Here is a 17,449-nt window from a genome sequence, read left to right on the forward strand (position 1 = left end):
CCCTGACACCCCACCTCCGGACATGCCACCCCGCACACGAGATGCCAAACGCGCGATTGGCCGCGCCCCTTACACCCCACCCCCGACCGTGCCTGCCCAGCGGACAGATCTGCTCAGCGGCCATCCGGTCGTTCAGCCGTCGGCAGGACCAGCTGCGCTGCGACGACGGCGATGCCCGCGATGCCGACGAACCATCCCCAGGCCGACCACCCGGCATCCACGAGGCCGTAGGCCGTGGCCAGGCACAACAGGGCGGCCACGACGACCCGGGCGCCGGGCTGCAACCGGAACCGGCCCTTGGGGGCCATGAACAACCCCCACAGGATGAGCACCGCCGCGACCGCGACCACCGCTGCCACCCAGCCGACCAGCCCGCCACCGACCGCGTGGTGCGCGATCGCCCCGGCGCCGCCGAACAGGGCCAGCTCGACGACGAAGGCGACCACCGCGAGGGCGAGCAGGCTCGGGGTCGAGAACAGTTCGGGCCCGTGGCCGGGGGTCGGCCGGGGGGCTCGGCCCTCGCTGCTCATGGCTTGGTCACGAGGCCGCGGGTGACCTCGCCCGCCTCGGCGGTGCGGTGCCCGGCGAACCGCGGGGCCACTGCCGCACGGCCGGGCTGGCGGGCTGCGATGGCGGCCCCACTCACCCGCTCGTCGGCGATCTTCTCCTGGAGCCGGATGATGCCCTGGAGCAACGCCTCCGGTCGGGGAGGGCACCCGGGTACGTACACGTCGACCGGGATGAGTTGGTCGACGCCCTTGGTCACGGAGTACGAGTCCCAGTACGGCCCACCGGAGTTGGAGCACGCCCCGAACGAGATGACGTACTTCGGCTCGGGCATCTGGTCGTAGAGCCGGCGGATGGCCGGTGCCATCTTGTCGGTGACCGTGCCCGAGACGACCATGAGGTCGGCCTGGCGCGGGCCCGGCGCGAAGGGGATGACGCCGAGGCGGATGAAGTCGTGGCGGCCCATCGAGGTCGCGATGAACTCGATCGCGCAGCACGCCAGGCCGAAGTTGAACACCCACAGCGAGTACCGGCGACCCCAGTTCAGCACCACGCGGATCGGCTTCGGCGCGTGCTCGGCGAGCGGACCGACGCGTGGCATGGGCAGGTCGACGCTCATGGGGAGAGCGTATGCCGCTTCAGACCCACCGCAGCAGGCCGCGCCGACCGGCGTGCAGCAGCCCGACGAGGATGACTCCGACGAAGACCACAACCTCGGCCAGGGAGGCGACGCCGAGCTCGGGGTCACGCAGCACCAAGGCCCACGGGAAGAGGTACACGGCATCCACGGCGAAGATGACGTAGAGGAACGCGAAGGCGATGTAGCGGATCTGGCTCTGCGCCCAGCCCGTGCCGACGGGGTCGACGCCGCTCTCGTAGGTGCGCAGCCCGGCCTCGGTGACGGCCCGGGGCGCGAGCAGTCGGCGGGCGACCATCGCGGCGGTGACGAGCAGCACGCCGGCGAGCACCACTGCCGCTGCTGCCGCGTAGCCCTCCATGGTGAGCGAGCCTAGTGCGCCCCCACCCTGGTGAGCGAGCCTCGCCCGCCCGTACCTGCACCGACCAATAGGTCACTCGGGGTACACCACCGACCACCCGGCGCCCGTACCTGCACTGACTGTGAGGATCGACAGCGCAGCCTGATCGTGCTGGGCTGTGGTCGACTGCTTCGGGTGTGACTCTTGGCCTGACTGGCTTTGTGCCTTTGACCGGACTTGTCCGCTCGGGGTGGTCGGCCCCGGCCCGGTCGGAGTTTGACTGGCCTGATCAGGAGCTTGACCGCCGGCGTTCGCAGCGTCGGCGTGTCCCGTCACAGTCCTGCCGTGACTCCTCCCGGACCGGACCCTTCGTCCGCTCCAGAGCATCGGGAGGAACGCAATGAACAGTTTGTCCGAGATCGTCGAGGTCGTCATCGGCGTCGACACCCACGTCGAGACCCACACCGCCGCGGTCGTCGACGCCAGAACTGGTGCGGTGCTCGATGAGCTGACCGTGCACACCACCCCGCAGGGTTACCAGGACCTGGTCGACCTCGCTGACGCGCACAGCGCGTTGCGGGTATGGGCCATCGAGGGCACCGGTGGTCACGGCGCCGGCCTGGTCCGACACCTGGGCCGCGCCGAGGAAGTGGTCGTCGAGCTGGACCGGCCCGAACGCACCAAGCGGCGCCACGGTGCCAAGTCCGACCTGTTGGACGCGGTCCGCGCCGCCCGCGAGGCGCTGGCCCGCCCGAAGCTGGGTACCCCGCGCGCTGGTGGGGACCGTCAGGCACTGTCGGTGCTGCTGGCCGCCCGCCGCTCCGCCGTGGACGCCTCCACTGTGGCGCAACGGCAGCTGTTCTCGTTGGTCATCGCCGCCCCCGAGCACCTGCGTACCAAGCTGCGCGGGCGCAAGCTGCCCGAGATGGTGCGGGTCGCCGCTCGGCTGCGCATCCAGAGCAACTGGGACCGCGAGTCCGCCGCGACCGCGACCACGCTGCGGACCCTGGCCCGACGCACCCAGGCCCTGACCATCGAGGCCGCCGACCTGGAGAAGCAGATCCTGGCCATCGTCCGCTCCTGGCGCCCGGACTTGCTCGACCAGCCCGGTATCGGCCCGATCGTCGCCGCGACAGTGCTGTGCGCGTGGTCCCACCCTGGGCGGATCCACACCGAGGCCGGATTCGCGATGCTCGCCGGCGTCGCCCCGATCCCCGCCAACAGCGGTCAGGTCACCACCCGGTACCGGCTCAACCGCCACGGTGACCGCCAGCTCAACCGGGCGCTGCACACCATCGTGCTGGTCCGCCAGCGCTACCACGAACCCACCAAGGCCTACACCGACCGGCGCACCACACAGGGCAAGACCCCACGCGAGATCCGCCGCTGCCTCAAGCGCTACATCGCCCGCGACCTCTACCGAATCCTCGAACATCACCCATCAACGGCTTGACAACCCATAGGAGCGTCCTATTGGTCGCCCGGGGTACGTCTGACCGACACCTCGTGGACAGCGGTGAGGCTACCCTCATCGCGACGTACCATGGAGAACGCTGCGCCCGCGGCAGAACCGGCGGCACAGCACGTGAGTTTCCGTCGCCGACTTGACCACAGGGTGCCCCGTGAGCAGCAAGACCGTCCAGACGCTCGACCGCGTCGTCATCCGCTTCGCCGGGGACTCCGGCGACGGCATGCAGCTGACCGGCGACCGGTTCACCAGCGACACCGCTGCCCTGGGCAACGACCTGTCGACGCTGCCCAACTTCCCGGCCGAGATCCGCGCCCCCCAGGGCACGCTGCCCGGCGTCTCCAGCTTCCAGCTGCACTTCGCCGACCACGACGTGCTCACCCCCGGTGACGCCCCCGACGTACTCGTCGCGATGAACCCGGCAGCCCTCAAGGCCAACCTCGGCGACCTGCCCCGCGGGGCGACGATCATCGTCAACACCGACGAGTTCACCAAGCGCAACCTCGCCAAGGTCGGCTACGCCGACAACCCCGTCGACGACGGCACCCTCGACTCCTTCCACGTGCACGCCGTGGCCCTCACGAGCATCACCGTGGAAGCCCTGGCCGAGTTCCCGACGCTCACCCGCAAGGAGAAGGAGCGCGCGAAGAACATGTTCGCGCTCGGCCTGCTCTCGTGGATGTACACCCGCCCGACCACCGGCACCGAGGCCTTCCTCAAGAGCAAGTTCGGCGCGCGCCCCGAGATCCTCGCGGCGAACCTCGCTGCGCTCACCGCCGGCTGGAACTACGGCGAGACCACCGAGGACTTCGCCTCCTCCTTCATCGTGCCCGCCGCGACGATGCCCGTCGGCACCTACCGCAACATCACCGGCAACACCGCCCTCTCCCTGGGCCTGGTCGCCGCTGCGCACCGCGCCGGCATCCCCTTGGTGCTCGGCTCCTACCCCATCACCCCGGCATCCGACATCCTCCACGCGCTCGCCTCGCTCAAGCGCCACGGCGTCACGACGATGCAGGCCGAGGACGAGATCGCCGGCATCGGCATCGCCCTCGGGGCCAGCTTTGGTGGCGCCATCGGCGTCACGACGACGTCGGGGCCGGGGGTGGCGCTGAAGTCCGAGGCGATCGGCCTGGCCGTCTCCCTCGAGCTGCCGCTCATCATCGTCGACGTGCAGCGCGGCGGCCCGTCCACCGGCCTGCCGACCAAGACCGAACAGGCCGACCTGCTGCAGGCGATGTTCGGCCGCAACGGCGAGTCCCCGGTGCCGATCGTCGCGCCGAAGACCCCGGCCGACTGCTTCACCGCCGCGATGGATGCCGTGCGCATCGCGACGACGTACCGCACCCCCGTGTTCCTGCTGTCCGACGGCTACCTCGCCAACGGCTCCGAGCCGTGGTCGGTGCCGGAGGTCGACTCCCTGCCCGACCTCACCGTCGAGTTCGCGAGCGAGCCCAACGGGGTCGACCCGAAGGGCGAGCCCACGTTCCACCCGTTCCTGCGCGACGAGGAGACGCTGGCCCGGCCATGGGCCGTGCCCGGCACAGCGGGTCTGGAGCACCGGATCGGCGGCATCGAGAAGGCCGACGTCACCGGCAACATCTCCTACGACCCCGACAACCACGACCTGATGACCCGGCTGCGTCAGGCCAAGATCGACGGCATCACCGTGCCCGATCTCGTCATCGACGACCCGAGCGGCCACGCCCGCGTGCTCGTGCTGGGCTGGGGGTCGACCTTCGGCCCGATCGCGGCCGCGACCCGGGTCGTCCGCAACGCCGGGCACCCGGTGGCGCAGGCCCACCTGACCCACCTCAACCCCTTCCCCGCGAACCTGGGCGAGGTGCTGACGTCGTACGACCGGGTCATCGTCCCCGAGATGAACCTCGGCCAGCTCTCGATGCTGCTGCGCGCGAAGTACCTCGTCGACATCCGCTCGCACACCTCGGTACGCGGGCTGCCCTTCTCCACCGTCGAACTCGCCGACGTCATCTCCACCACCCTCGAGGAGCTCTCGTGAGCACCCCCACGACCACAGACCTCGGGATGCCGGTCAGCGGCCTTCGCTCGGTGCCCCACCTCCCGGACGACGCCGGGAAGCAGACCAAGCGCGACTTCACGTCCGACCAGGAGGTGCGCTGGTGCCCCGGGTGCGGTGACTACGTGATCCTCGCCGCGGTGCAGTCCTTCCTGCCCGAGCTGGGACTGAAGCGCGAGAACATCGTCTTCGTCTCCGGCATCGGCTGCTCGAGCCGCTTCCCGTACTACCTCGACACCTACGGCATGCACTCGATCCACGGGCGTGCCCCGGCGATCGCCACGGGCCTGGCCACGAGCCGTGAGGACCTGTCGGTGTGGGTCGTCACCGGCGACGGCGACGCCCTGTCGATCGGCGGAAACCACCTCATCCACGCGCTGCGCCGCAACGTCAACATGACGATCCTGCTGTTCAACAACCAGATCTACGGCCTGACCAAGGGGCAGTACTCCCCCACGTCGAAGGTCGGTCAGGTCACGAAGTCCAGCCCGGTCGGGTCGGTCGACAGCCCGTTCAACCCGGTGTCGCTGGCGCTCGGCGCCGAGGCGACGTTCGTCGCGCGGGCGATGGAATCCGACCGCGCCGAGCTCACCGGCATCCTCAAGGCGGCCGCCGAGCACCGAGGCACCGCCCTGGTCGAGATCTACCAGAACTGCCCGATCTTCAACGACGGCGCCTTCGAGGTGCTCAAGGACCGCACCCAGCAGGAGGCCCGCATCGTGCGGCTGCGCGCCGGCGAGGCCGTCACCGTCGGTGCGGAGGGTGAGCGCAAGGTGCTGGTCCGGCAGGGCTCGGGCGTCATGAAGTTCATCGCCGAGGCTGAAGCCGCGTCCGGCGAGAAGGGTGCCGTCGTGGTGCACGACCCGGCGCTCGACGACCCGTCGCAGGCCTTCCAGCTCTCCCGGCTGGACTCCCCCGAGATGACGCACGTGCCCATGGGCATCTTCCGCCAGGTCGACCGGCCCACCTACGACGACCTCGTGCGGGCCCAGGTCGACGCGGCGGTCAGCACCGCTGGGGGCCCCGCCACCGACGCCGACCTCACCGACCTGCTGCGCGGACGCGACACCTGGACCGTGGGGTGACCCCGCCTCCGTCGGGCGCGGCCCCGACGGGAGGTGGGGAGGCCGAGCTACGACGTGGCACGGCATACGCCTTCCTCGCCTACGGCATCTGGGGGATGTTCCCCCTGTACTTCGCGGCCCTCGAACCCTCCGGGGCCTGGGAGATCCTGGCCCACCGCATCCTGTGGACGTTGGCCGTCGTCGCCCTCGTGCTGCTCGTGCGTCGCGACCTCTGGTGGATCCGGCCGTTCCTGTCGCGACCGCGTCTCGTCGCCGGCATCACGCTGGCGGCCCTGCTCATCGCCGCCAACTGGATCATCTACGTGCTCGCCGTGCTCACCGGTCGCACGTACGAGGCTGCCCTCGGCTACTTCCTCAACCCCATCGTCACCGTCGGCCTCGGCGTGCTCGTGCTCGGGGAACGGCTCAGGCGCCTGCAGTGGGCAGCGGTGGCCGTGGGCGCGGTGGCAGCGGTCTACCTCACGGTGGCCGGCGGCGTGCTTCCGTGGATCAGCCTCAGCCTGGCGTTCACGTTCGGTCTCTACGGGCTGGTGAAGAAGCGGGTCGGTGCGAGCCTGGAGGCGCTGCACTCGTTGGCCGCGGAGACCGCGGTGCTCGCGCCGGTGGCCGTCGGCGTCATCGTCGTGCTGTCGGTGCAGGGTGCGACGACCTTCGCCGGGCACGGCGTCGTACACACGACGCTGCTCGTGCTCGCCGGGGTGGTCACCGCCGTGCCGTTGCTGCTGTTCGCCGCGGCTGCCCGGCGGATCCCCCTGGTCACCGTCGGCCTGATCCAGTTCATCACCCCGATGCTCCAGCTGCTCGTCGGGGTGACCCTGCTCGGTGAGCACGTGAGCGGCCGCCTGTGGTTCGGGTTCGGGATCGTCTGGGTGGCGCTGGCCCTGCTGAGCGTCGACTCGCTGCGCGCGGCCAGGACGGCCCGGGCGGACCGGCGGGCACTGCCCGAGGACCCGCCGGAGCCGTGCCCCTGACGGCTCCTCGGGCGTCGAAGCACTCCCCCGACGGCTCGGCGTCGAAGCACTCCCCCTGACAAGCCCTCGCTCAACCGGACAAGCCTTGTCCAGCAGAGTCGGGACTTATCGGGTGACCCGATAAAGCCGGCGTAGTCCAGTGACGAGACGGTGACGCCGACGAGGTGGGTCGGGGTCGTGACCGCCCAGTACTCCCACCGTTTCGTGCGGCCCCACCCCCGCCGGCCGCGGCCGATCCGGCTCGTGTCGTGGAGCGGATGCCGGGTCCAGCCGACCGCGTCCGGGTTCAGGGTGCCGTCGGGTCGGCAGAGCTCGACCTCGGCCGTGATCTCGCGTTCGGTGACCCGCACGGCGGCTCAGTCCCCGAGGAGGTGGCGGACGTGGGCGTTGGTGAATCGCCGCCCGGGATCGAGGCGGTCACGGACCGCTCGGAAGTCGTCGAACCGCGGGTAGAGCTCGCGCAGCCGGTCGGCCCGCAGGGTGTGCACCTTGCCCCAGTGCGGCCGCCCTGCGTGCTCGGCCACGATCGCCTCGAAGGCCTCGAACAGCGGCCGCGGGTCCATCCGGTGGTACTGGTGCACGGCGACGTAGGCGTTCTCCCGTTCGTACGCGGTCGACAGCCACACGTCATCGGCCCCGATGAAGCGCACCTCCACCGGGAACGGCACGGGCGCGCGGGTGCGGTCGAACCACGCCCGAAGTTCCGCGAGCACCGCCTCGACCGCGTGGCGCGGCACGGCGTACTCGCTCTCGACGAAGCGCACCTTGCGCGAGGAGCAGAACACCTTCCAGGAGTCGTCGGCGAACTCGCGCGCCCCGAGCACGCGCGCCGTGGCCCGGTTGACCACCGGCACGGATGCCGGGAGCGCTGCGGCCCCGCGGTTGATCACCTCGAACACCCGGTTCGCGAGGAGGTCGTCATCGAGCCGAGCCCGCCACGGGGCGAGCGGCGGCGGGCCCTGCCGCGGGCCGACGACGTCGTTGCGCTTGACGAGCACGCGGTCGGTGTGGGGGAACCAGTGCAGGTCGAGGTGGTCGTGGGTGTCGGCCTCGGTCTGGACGCGGGGCAGCAGGTCGCTCAGCGCCTCGCTGCACTCCTTGGCGTGCAACCGGTAGGCGGGCACGCACGCGAGTTCGACCTCGGTGACGACCCCGAGGGCGCCCAGCCCGACGGCCGCGGCGGCGAGCACCTCTTGCTCGCGCTCGGTCGAGCACTCCAGCGTGCTGCCGTCGGCCAGCACGAGGGTCAGGCCGGTCACCGCCGCCGCGATGCCCTGTCGGCGGGTGCCGGTGCCATGGGTTCCGGTGGCGATGGCTCCGGAGATGGTCTGCCGGTCGATGTCGCCGAGGTTCGGCAGGGCCAGCCCAAGCCGCTGCAGCGCCGGGTTGAGCACGTGCAACGGTGTTCCGGCCAGCACCCTGACCCGGTTGCGCTCCCGGTCGACGCCGACCACCCCGCTCAGGCCGTCGACGTGCAGCAGCATCCCGTCGGTCGCGACCAGCGGGGTGAAGGAGTGCCCGGACCCGGCCACGCGCACACCGAGCCCGGCACGCGCAGCGGCGCGAACGGCATCCGCGACTGCCTCGGCGCTGGTGGCATGACGAACCTGCACAGGGGACGCCACGACGTTGCCGCCCCAGTTGCGCCAGCTGGTCATCCGAAGTTCTTTCCCTCACCGCGGTAGGACGGCACGCTGTCGACCAGCTGCCCGGCGCTCACGAGGTGCACGGTGTCGAAGCGTTCCAGCAGCTCGCCGGCCTTGGCCCCGCGCAGCCAGACGCGGTCACCGATCGCCAGGTCACCCGCTCCGTCCCCGTGCAGGGGCGTCTGCACCTCGCCGGCAGCCTCGGTGCGCACCAGTTTCAGGCCACGGCGCACCGGTGACGGGACACGCGCCCAGCCCGGCTCGCCGCTCGCGACGTAGCCGCCACCGAAGGCCGTGGCGAAACCCGGGGCCGGACGCCGCACCACGGGCAGGGCGAAGGCCATCGCGGGGCGTGGGGAGAAGTCGTCGTAGGCGTCGAAGAGCGTGGGCGCGTACAGGCCTGACCCGGCAGCCAGTTCGGTGACGACCGGGTCGCCCGCGAAGCGGTGCAGGCTGCCGGTCCCGCCTGCGTTGACGAACCGCAGGTCGGTCTCGGCCCGCAGCGCCTCGACGACGGCGCGGCGGCGGTCGGCGACCTCGGGGACCGAACGGCGCTTCAGGGCGCGAAGGTGTGGCCCGGCATCCGGCAGCCCGGCGACCTGGGCGTCGTAGGTCATGACGCCCCGCACGTCGAGCCCCACCCCGAGGGCTGCCCGCACCACGGCGAGGGCCTGCGCGGGGGTACGGGTCGGCGAGCGCCGCACGCCGAGGTGCACGGGGCCGACGCGCAGCGAGGCGTCGACGTCGAGTGCCACGCCGAGGCCACGGGCGGCCGCACCCAGGGTGTCGCGCAGCCAGCGGACGTGCTCGACCGAGTCGATGGTGATGGTCACCTCGCGGCTCAGGAGATCGTCGGTGGCAACCGCCCGCAGGGCCTCGACGTCGACGCTCGGGTACGCGACGAACACGTCGCGCACGCCTGCGGTGACGAGCCAGATCGCCTCGGGCACGGCATACGCCATGACCCCGGCGAACCCCGGGCGGGCGAGCACCCGGTCGAGCAGGGCACGACACCGCAGCGACTTCGAGGCGACCCTGATCGGCAGGCCGTCGGCACGGCGCACGAGGTCGTCGGCGTTGGCGTCGAACGCCTCGAGATCCACCGCGACCAGAGGGGCGGGCAGGGCCGCTGTTGCGCTCTCCCACGGGTTCACCCCCCGACCCTACTGAACGCGACGTCGGGCCCGTCGGCGGTTGGGGCACCACTGCCGCCGTCGAAGCGCCGGACACACCGCGCCCGCCCCGCCGGCCCGGTGGCAGACTGCGTCGGTGACCGAGGACGTCGAGACCTACGTGGGGGACCCGCCCCGCACGCGCTGGCACCGCGCATGGGCTGTGGCTGGCGTGACGCTCGCGGCCCTCGTCGCAGCCGCCGCGTTCCGGTCCTCGACCGGGGTGCTCCTCGAACCCATCGAGCGGGAGTTCGGCTGGTCGCGGGCCACGACGTCCGGCGCGGTCAGCCTCAACCTCGTGCTCTACGGCATCAGTGCACCCTTCGCCGCCGCCGCGATGGAGCGGTGGGGGGTGCGGCGAACGGTGACCACGGCGCTGGTCGTCGTCGGGGTCGCGAGCGGGCTCACGACGGTGATGACCGCGCCGTGGCAGCTGTGGGTGCTGTGGGGCGTGTTCATCGGCGTCGGCACCGGGGCCATGGCGCTGGTGTTCGGTGCGATCGTCGCGAACCGCTGGTTCCACACGCAGCGCGGCCTGGTCACCGGGGTGTTCTCGGCGGCCAGCGCGACGGGCCAGCTGATCTTCCTGCCCGTCATCGCGCGCACCGCGTCGGATGCCGGGTGGCGGGCCGCCGCCCTCATCGTCAGCGCCCTGGCCCTCCTCACCGCGGTGCTCGTCGTGGCCTTCCTGCGCGACCGACCCGGCGACGTCGGGGTGCTGCCCTACGGGCTGCCACCCGGGTCGATGGTTGATGCGCCGACGGCACCGACCGCCTCACCCGCGGTCGTCGCCCTGCGCGTGCTGCGGTTCGCGAGCCGCACCTGGGTGTTCTGGGCACTGGCCCTGACGTTCTGGATCTGTGGCTGGTCGACCAACGGCATCATCCAGACCCACTTCATCCCCGCGGCCCACGATCACGGGATGCCGTCCACCACCGCCGCGGGCCTGCTCGCCCTGGTGGGGGTGTTCGACATCGTCGGCACGATCGCGTCGGGCTGGCTGACCGACCGGGTCGACCCCCGGTGGCTGCTCGCCGGCTACTACTTCGGGCGCGCGCTGTCGCTGTTGGCGCTGGATGCCGTGCTGGCCCCCGGGATCGTGCCCGGCATGTGGGTGTTCATCGTCTTCTACGGCCTGGACTGGGTGGCCACCGTCCCCCCGACCGTGGCCCTGTGCCGAACCCACTTCGGTCTCGAACGCTCGGGAGTGGTGTTCGGGTGGGTGTTCGCCTCGCACATGATCGGGGCCGGGGTCGGGGCCAGCGTCGCGGGGCTGGTGCGCACCGAGCAGGGTGACTACCACTGGGCGTGGCTCATCGCGGCGGCGATGTGCTTCGCCGCGGTGGCGCTGTCGCTGTCGATCCCCCGCCGTCCCCACATCGACCAATAGGTCACTCCAGGTACGCCAGCGACCCACCCCAGCCGTACCCACAACGACCAATAGGTCACTCCGGGTACGCCAGAGGCATCCGGCCGATGTCGCTATGGTGACCTATTGGTCGATTCCGGGACGGGGTTGGGGGCCTGCGGGTCAGCCGACGCGGGTGACGACCCCGGTGGCCAGGGCGTTGAGCGCGTCCTTGGCGTCGCTGTCCGGGAGAGCGGTCAGCACGTCCTGCGCGCGGCGGGCCACGGCATACGTGTGCTCGCGGGCCCGGTCCATCGCCGGGTGGGCGCGCAGCAGTGTCAGCGCCTCGGCCAGCCGGTCGTCGTCGGACAGGTCACCGGTCAGCAGCGCCTGGAGGTGGGCATCGGTAGGGTCGCTCGAGGCGAGGACGTGCAGCACCGGCAGGGTGCGCTTGCCCTCGCGCAGGTCGGTGCCGGGCGTCTTGCCGGTCTCGTCGGCATCCGACTCGATGTCGATGAGGTCGTCAGCCAGCTGGAACGCCATCCCCAGGCGCTCGCCGAACTCGCGCATGGTCTCGATGGTCTCCTCGTCACCGCCGGAGAACATCGCCCCGTACCGTGCCGCGGTGGCGATGAGCACCCCCGTCTTGTCGGCCAGCACGCCGAGGTAGTACTCCACCGGGTCGGTGCCCGCGGGGCAAGGCCGATCGTCACGGATCTGCCCCGAGCACAACCGGATGAAGGTCTGCGCCTGGATCTTCACGGCATCCGGGCCCAGGTCGGCGACGATGTCGGAGGCCGTCCCGAACAGGAGGTCACCCACGAGGATCGCCGTGGAGTTGCCGTAGGCCGCGTTGGCACTCGGCGCCCCGCGGCGCACGTCGGCCTCGTCCATGACGTCGTCGTGGTACAGCGATGCGAGGTGCGTGAGTTCGACGCCTGCGGCCGCCGCGACGACCTGCTCGTTGATGCCCTGCGTGACCTCGGCCGCGAGCAACGTCAGCAGAGGACGGAAGCGTTTGCCTCCGGCCGCCGTGAGGTGAGCTCCGGCCTCGGCGATGAACGGGTCGTCGTGGTCCACGCGCTCCTCGATGAGCGCATTCACCGCGGCGAGCCCCGCGCCGAGGCGCTCCCGGAGATCGGCGGTCGCCCCCGGCAGCTCGAGCACCGAGGGGGTGCCGCGCTGGGCAGGGGTGGCCGCCACGGGCGTCACAGGAGGAACTCGGAGGCCGAGCTCGCGATGTCGAGGAGGAAGCCGGGCACGATGCCGAGCACGGCCGTCACGAGGACACCGACGGTGATGCCGATGGTCGACGGGATCGACGGCGTGAGAGCGACGACCTCGTCACCCTCCTCCGTGGAGGCCTCGGTGAAGTACATCAGGACGATCAGCCGGACGTAGACGAAGGCGGTGACCGCCGAGGCCAGCACGGCGATGACGACGAGGATGATGCCTCCGGTGCCCGCCTGCACGGCCGGCGAGAACGCCGCGAACTTGGCGGTGAAGCCGGAGGTCAGCGGGATGCCGGCGAACGCGAGCAGCAGGAACGAGAACGCTCCGGCCACGACCGGGTGACGCCGCCCCAGACCGGCCCACTGCGAGAGGTGAGAGGCCTCCGATCCACCCTGACGAACCATCGCGACGATGCCGAACGCGGCCACCGTCGCGAAGCCGTAGGCGACGAGGTAGAACATCACGCCGCCGATGGCCGCCTGCGAGAACGCCAGGACACCGACGAGGATGAACCCCGCGTGGGCGATCGAGGAGTAGGCGAGCAATCGCTTGACATCGGTCTGGGTGACCGAGAGCACCGCGCCGACGACCATCGTGATCGCGGCAACCGCCCAGAGACCGTCCGACCAGTCCCAACGGCTCGCGCTGACACCCACGTACGTCACCCGCAGGATCACCCCGAACGCGGCGAGCTTGGTGCAGGCCGCCATGAAGCCGGTGATCGGGGTCGGCGCACCCTGGTAGACGTCGGGGGTCCACGAGTGGAACGGCACGGCGCCGACCTTGAACAACAGGCCGATGAGCACGAGCACGACCCCGGGCACGAGGAGACCGTCGAAGTCACTGGACGTCGTGGAGATCGCCGCGGAGATGACCCGCAGGTCCGAGGAACCGGCGAAGCCGTAGAGCAGCGCCGCCCCGAAGAGGAAGAACGCGCTCGAGAAGGCACCGAGCAGGAAGTACTTGAGCGCAGCCTCCTGCGAGAGCAGACGGCGGCGGCGGGCCAACCCGGTGAGCACGTACAGCGGCAGGGAGAGCACCTCGAGGCCGACGAACATCGTGATGAGGTCGTTGGCCGTGAGGAACACCATCATGCCGAGCACGGCGAACAACGTGAGCGGGAAGACCTCGGAGGTGGCGTACCCCGCCCGCGTGGCGACGTCCTCCTGGGACGAGCCGGGCGTCGAGGCCCCCATCGGGGTGAACGCGTCCGAGCCGACCCCGCCGAAGCGCTCGGCCATGATGAGCACGCTGAGCGCGGCCATGAGCAGCAGTGCACCCATGAGGAAGACCGACACCCCGTCGATGACGACGGAGCCACCGAGGGTCACGGTGAGGTTGTCGCGTGACCACACCACGAGGGCCACGAAGGCCGCGATGAGGGTGAGCACGGTGAGGCCGACCTGGATGCCGTGGCGGGCGCGTCGCGGAGCGAAGGCCTCCACGACGACGCCGATGAGGGCTCCCGCGACGACGATGAGCATCGGGGCGACGGCGGCGTAGTCGATGTCGACTGCCGAGAACTCGGGGTTCACTTCTCACTCCCGGAGGCATTGGCGGGGGCCGGATCCGAGACGCCGACGATCTGAAGCGTCCGGTCCACGGCCGGGTTGACCAGGTCCAGCACCGGCTTCGGGAAGAAGCCGAGGAAGAGGAACGAGGCGATGATCGGCGCGACGACGACCTTCTCCCGCCAGGACAGGTCCGGTGGGGCCTCGCCCTCGGCGAAGGTCGGCTTCGGGCCGGTCATGACGCGCTGGTACATGAGCAGGATGTACAGGGCCGCGAGGACGATGCCCAGGGCTGCGATGACGGCAGCCCACGGGTAGACCATGAACGTGCCCTGCAGGACGAGGAACTCGGAGACGAACGACGACAGACCCGGCAGGGCCAGGCTGGACAGACCGACGATCAGGAACGTGCCGGCGAGCACCGGGGTGACCCGCTGCCAGCCGCCGTAGTCGGGGATCCGCTTGCTGCCGCGGCGAGCCACGAGGAACCCGGCGAGCAGGAACAACCCGGCCGTGGAGAAGCCGTGGTTGACCATGTACAGCGTGGATCCGGCGCCGCCGACACTCGTCAGGGCGAAGATGCCCAGGACGATGAAGCCGAAGTGGCTGATCGAGGTGAACGCGATGAGCCGCATCATGTCGGTCTGGCCGATCGCGAGCAGCGCCCCGTAGATCACCGAGATCACCGCGAGGGTGATGACGACCGGGGTCGCCCACTGCGAGGCCTCCGGGAACAGCTGGAGGCAGAAGCGGATCATGCCGTAGGTGCCGACCTTGTCGAGCACGCCGACGAGCAGCACCGCGGTCGCGGGGCGTGCCTCGGTGGCGGCGTCGGGCAGCCACGTGTGGACCGGCCACATCGGGGCCTTGACGGCGAAGGCGATGAAGAAGCCTACGAACATCCAGCGCAGGGCCTCCGGCGAGGCATCGAGGTTGCCCGTGAGGTTCTCGATGAGGAAGCCGGCTGACCCACCCGGTCCCGCGAAGTACACGGCGATGACCGAGACGAGCATGATGAGCCCGCCCGCGAGGGAGAAGAGCAGGAACTTCACCGCGGCGTACTGACGTCGCGCGCCACCGAAGAGCCCGATGAGGAAGTACACCGGGATCAGCATCGCCTCGAAGAAGACGTAGAACAGGAACACGTCGGTGGCCGCGAACACACCGACCATGAACGCCTCGAGGACGAGCATGAGGGCGAAGTACCGCTTCTCGCGCGAGTAGCCCTCGTCGCTGACGTCGTTCCACGCGGCGAGCAGGCAGATCGGCGTGAGGATGGCCGCCATGACGATGAGCGACAGGGCGATGCCGTCGACACCGACCGCGTAGGAGACACCGAACTGCGGGATCCAGGGGTGGACCTCGGCGAGCTGGAACTGCTCGCTGGCGCCGGTGTCGAAGCGGGCCCACGCCATCAGCGCGAGGACCAGGGTCACCAGCGAGGCACCGAGGGCGATCGGCTTGGCGAGCTTGGCCGAGTCACCCGGCAGCGCGGCCACGATGATCGCGCCGAGCAGCGGCACGACCATCATCAGGGTCAGCAGGGGCAGGGAGCTCACTGGATCACCCACAGGATGCCGAGGATGGCGACGACACCGGAGAGCATCGTCAAGGCGTATGACCGGGCGTACCCGTTCTGCAGTCGTCGCAGTCTCGAGGAGAAGCCTCCGACCAACGCTGCGAGACCGCCGACGGCGCCGTCGATGCCCTTGGCGTCGGCGTAGACGAGTCCGCGGGTGAGGTGGATGCCGGGGCGCATGAACAGTCCTTCGTTGACGGCGTCCTGGTAGAGGTCCTGACGAGCGGCCCGCGTCAGCACCGAACCGCGAGGTGCGACCTCGGGCACGACGTCCTTGGCGTAGCGCACCCAGGCGAGGTAGGCACCGGCCGCGACGAGCGCCAGGGTCAGCGCCATGATCACGGGGATGGGCAGCACCGGGTGCTCCTCGCCGTGCTCACCGACGACCGGCTCGAGCCAGTGGGTGAAGACCCCGGTCGGGCCGAGGGCCAGGCCGAGGAAGGCCGAACCGACGGCGAGCACGATCATCGGGATGGTCATGGTGCGGGGCGACTCGTGCGGGTGCACGTCGTCGGCCCAGCGGCGCTCGCCGTGGAAGGTCATGAAGAACAGGCGGGACATGTAGAACGCGGTGACGCCGGCGCCGATCATGGCGGCACCACCGAGCACCCACGGCTGCCAGCCCTCACCGACGAACGCGGCCTCGATGACCTTGTCCTTGGACCAGAAACCGGAGAACGGCGGGACCCCGAGGATGGCCAACCAGCCCAGGGCGAAGGTCGCCCAGGTGATCTTCATGACCGTGGACAGCCCACCGAAGCGGCGCATGTTCACCTCGTTGTTCATCCCGTGCATCACCGAGCCTGCTCCGAGGAACATGCCGGCCTTGAAGAAGCCGTGGGTGAGTAGGTGGAAGATCGCGAAGGCGTAGCCGACGGGGCCGAGGCCGGCCGCGAGCATCATGTAGCCGATCTGGCTCATGGTCGAGGCGGCCAGGGCCTTCTTGATGTCGTCCTTCGCACAGCCGACGATCGCCCCGAACACCAGGGTGATCGCACCGACGAGGGCGACGGCCAGGCGGGCATCGGGGGTGGCGTCGTAGATGACGTTGGAGCGCACGACGAGGTAGACACCGGCGGTGACCATCGTCGCCGCGTGGATGAGGGCGGAGACCGGCGTGGGGCCGGCCATGGCGTCGCCGAGCCAGCTCTGCAGGGGGAACTGGGCGGACTTGCCGCAGGCACCGACGAGCAGCAGCAGGCCGATCGCGGTGATCGCCCCCTGGTTGGCGGTGGCCACCCCCTCGTTGACCGTGGCGTAGTCGACCCCGCCGAAGGTCACGAACATGACCATGATCGCGATCGACAGGCCGAGGTCACCGACGCGGTTGACGAAGAACGCCTTGTTCGCGGCACTCGCGTACGCCGGGTTCCAGTTCCAGAAGCCGATGAGCAGGTAGGAGGCGAGACCCACACCCTCCCAGCCGACGAACAGCAGGAGGTAGGAGTCCGCGAGCACCAGCAGGAGCATCGAGGCGATGAACAGGTTGAGGTAGGCGAAGAAGCGCCGCTTGTCGGGGTCGTGCTCCATGTACCCGATCGAGTACACGTGGATCAGCGAACCGACGAACGTGATGAGCATGACGAAGGTCAGCGACAGCGGGTCGGCGAGCAGCCCGAGGTCGAGCTGGAAGGACCCGGCGGGGACCCAGTTCCACAGTGTCAGGTGCTGCGCCCGCTCCTCGGTGGGAAGGCCGATGAGGTGCGCGATGATCGCGACGCCGACGAGGAAGGATCCCCAGGACAGCGCGGTCGCGAGCAGCGGCCCGAACTTGTCGGTTCGACGCCCGCCGAGCAGCAGCACGGCCGCACCGAGCAGGGGCAGGGCGATGAGCAGCCACACGAACGCGGATGCGCCGCTCGCGTCGACTGGGGCCAGCCCGCTGCCCTCGGTGATGAGTGAGGTCACTGGTGC

At 70.4% G+C, this 17,449-nt stretch carries 14 protein-coding genes and 1 pseudogene; 5 read left to right on the plus strand and 10 right to left on the minus strand.

All coding sequences use genetic code 11. The features are described 5' to 3' along the window. Positions 1-113 precede the first annotated feature (113 nt). Genes C8E84_RS08530 through C8E84_RS08540 form a run of 3 tightly spaced genes read right to left on the minus strand, consistent with a single transcriptional unit; the run spans position 114 to position 1,505 of the window. Positions 114-530 carry a YrdB family protein gene (locus C8E84_RS08530; protein WP_159901249.1) on the minus strand — a complete coding sequence of 139 codons (417 nt, stop codon included), beginning with the start codon at positions 528-530 and terminating at the stop codon, positions 114-116. Then, complete coding sequence (locus tag C8E84_RS08535; RefSeq protein WP_159901251.1) at positions 527-1,126, minus strand: NADH-quinone oxidoreductase subunit B; 600 nt, start codon at positions 1,124-1,126, stop codon at positions 527-529. Before C8E84_RS08535 ends, C8E84_RS08530 begins: the two co-directional genes overlap by 4 nt. 19 nt (positions 1,127-1,145) lie before the next feature. Then, positions 1,146-1,505, minus strand: a complete 360-nt coding sequence (locus C8E84_RS08540) for an NADH-quinone oxidoreductase subunit A (RefSeq protein ID WP_159901253.1) — start codon at positions 1,503-1,505, stop codon at positions 1,146-1,148. 379 nt (positions 1,506-1,884) lie between these two features. On the opposite strand from C8E84_RS08540, the gene C8E84_RS08545 reads away from it, so the two are divergent. The 4 genes from C8E84_RS08545 to rarD all read left to right on the plus strand — a co-directional run bounded on the left by C8E84_RS08545 (position 1,885) and on the right by rarD (position 7,046). Continuing rightward, positions 1,885-2,937, plus strand: a complete 1,053-nt coding sequence (locus tag C8E84_RS08545) for an IS110 family RNA-guided transposase (RefSeq protein WP_159901255.1) — start codon at positions 1,885-1,887, stop codon at positions 2,935-2,937. 169 nt (positions 2,938-3,106) lie between these two features. After that, the gene (locus C8E84_RS08550; protein ID WP_159901257.1) at positions 3,107-4,972 is read left to right on the plus strand and encodes a 2-oxoacid:acceptor oxidoreductase subunit alpha; all 1,866 of its coding nucleotides are present in this window, start codon (positions 3,107-3,109) and stop codon (positions 4,970-4,972) included. Between the two features lie 26 nt (positions 4,973-4,998). Further along, positions 4,999-6,075, plus strand: coding sequence for a 2-oxoacid:ferredoxin oxidoreductase subunit beta (locus C8E84_RS08555; RefSeq protein WP_159904645.1), 1,077 nt, complete (start codon positions 4,999-5,001; stop codon positions 6,073-6,075). After that, a complete protein-coding gene (gene rarD, locus C8E84_RS08560; RefSeq protein ID WP_159901259.1) occupies positions 6,072-7,046 on the plus strand; it encodes an EamA family transporter RarD in 975 nt (324 codons plus the stop codon). The genes C8E84_RS08555 and rarD overlap by 4 nt, the downstream gene beginning before the upstream one ends. A gap of 131 nt (positions 7,047-7,177) precedes the next feature. On the opposite strand, the pseudogene C8E84_RS08565 reads toward rarD, so the two are convergent. The 3 genes and pseudogenes from C8E84_RS08565 to C8E84_RS08575 form a co-directional block, all read right to left on the minus strand. Continuing rightward, a pseudogene (locus C8E84_RS08565) lies at positions 7,178-7,396 on the minus strand (DUF2804 family protein); the annotation flags it as partial. 6 nt (positions 7,397-7,402) lie between these two features. Further along, positions 7,403-8,704, minus strand: a complete 1,302-nt coding sequence (locus tag C8E84_RS08570; protein WP_159901261.1) for a D-arabinono-1,4-lactone oxidase — start codon at positions 8,702-8,704, stop codon at positions 7,403-7,405. Next, positions 8,701-9,846, minus strand: coding sequence for an alanine racemase (locus C8E84_RS08575; RefSeq protein WP_159901263.1), 1,146 nt, complete (start codon positions 9,844-9,846; stop codon positions 8,701-8,703). The genes C8E84_RS08570 and C8E84_RS08575 overlap by 4 nt, the downstream gene beginning before the upstream one ends. Before the next feature lie 115 nt (positions 9,847-9,961). Here C8E84_RS08575 and C8E84_RS08580 point away from each other — a divergent pair, with 115 nt between their 5' ends. Beyond that, positions 9,962-11,254 (plus strand): MFS transporter, encoded by a 1,293-nt coding sequence (locus tag C8E84_RS08580; protein ID WP_159901265.1) that lies wholly within the window; start codon positions 9,962-9,964, stop codon positions 11,252-11,254. A 141-nt stretch (positions 11,255-11,395) separates the two neighbouring features. On the opposite strand, the gene C8E84_RS08585 is transcribed toward C8E84_RS08580, so the two are convergent. The 4 genes from C8E84_RS08585 to nuoL are packed head-to-tail and all read right to left on the minus strand — an operon-like array spanning position 11,396 to position 17,443. Then, positions 11,396-12,415 (minus strand): polyprenyl synthetase family protein, encoded by a 1,020-nt coding sequence (locus C8E84_RS08585; RefSeq protein WP_159901267.1) that lies wholly within the window; start codon positions 12,413-12,415, stop codon positions 11,396-11,398. Positions 12,416-12,420: 5 nt separating this feature from the next. Then, positions 12,421-13,980, minus strand: a complete 1,560-nt coding sequence (gene nuoN / locus C8E84_RS08590) for an NADH-quinone oxidoreductase subunit NuoN (protein WP_281348927.1) — start codon at positions 13,978-13,980, stop codon at positions 12,421-12,423. Beyond that, positions 13,977-15,515 (minus strand): NADH-quinone oxidoreductase subunit M, encoded by a 1,539-nt coding sequence (locus C8E84_RS08595; protein ID WP_159901269.1) that lies wholly within the window; start codon positions 15,513-15,515, stop codon positions 13,977-13,979. The genes nuoN and C8E84_RS08595 overlap by 4 nt, the downstream gene beginning before the upstream one ends. Continuing rightward, positions 15,512-17,443, minus strand: a complete 1,932-nt coding sequence (nuoL, locus tag C8E84_RS08600; RefSeq protein ID WP_159901271.1) for an NADH-quinone oxidoreductase subunit L — start codon at positions 17,441-17,443, stop codon at positions 15,512-15,514. Before nuoL ends, C8E84_RS08595 begins: the two co-directional genes overlap by 4 nt. Positions 17,444-17,449: the final 6 nt, after the last annotated feature.

It is taken from the genome of Ornithinibacter aureus, from assembly GCF_009858245.1.
Taxonomy (GTDB): domain Bacteria; phylum Actinomycetota; class Actinomycetes; order Actinomycetales; family Dermatophilaceae; genus Fodinibacter; species Fodinibacter aureus.

Excerpts from the sequence above, each read along its gene's own strand:
- C8E84_RS08540 (WP_159901253.1), bottom strand. The coding sequence starts at position 1,505 with ATGGAGGGCTACGCGGCAGCAGCGGCAGTGGTGCTCGCCGGCGTGCTG.
- C8E84_RS08555 (WP_159904645.1), top strand. The coding sequence starts at position 4,999 with ATGCCGGTCAGCGGCCTTCGCTCGGTGCCCCACCTCCCGGACGACGCC.
- C8E84_RS08545 (WP_159901255.1), top strand. The coding sequence starts at position 1,885 with ATGAACAGTTTGTCCGAGATCGTCGAGGTCGTCATCGGCGTCGACACC.
- C8E84_RS08530 (WP_159901249.1), bottom strand. The coding sequence starts at position 530 with ATGAGCAGCGAGGGCCGAGCCCCCCGGCCGACCCCCGGCCACGGGCCC.
- C8E84_RS08570 (WP_159901261.1), bottom strand. The coding sequence starts at position 8,704 with ATGACCAGCTGGCGCAACTGGGGCGGCAACGTCGTGGCGTCCCCTGTG.
- C8E84_RS08535 (WP_159901251.1), bottom strand. The coding sequence starts at position 1,126 with ATGAGCGTCGACCTGCCCATGCCACGCGTCGGTCCGCTCGCCGAGCAC.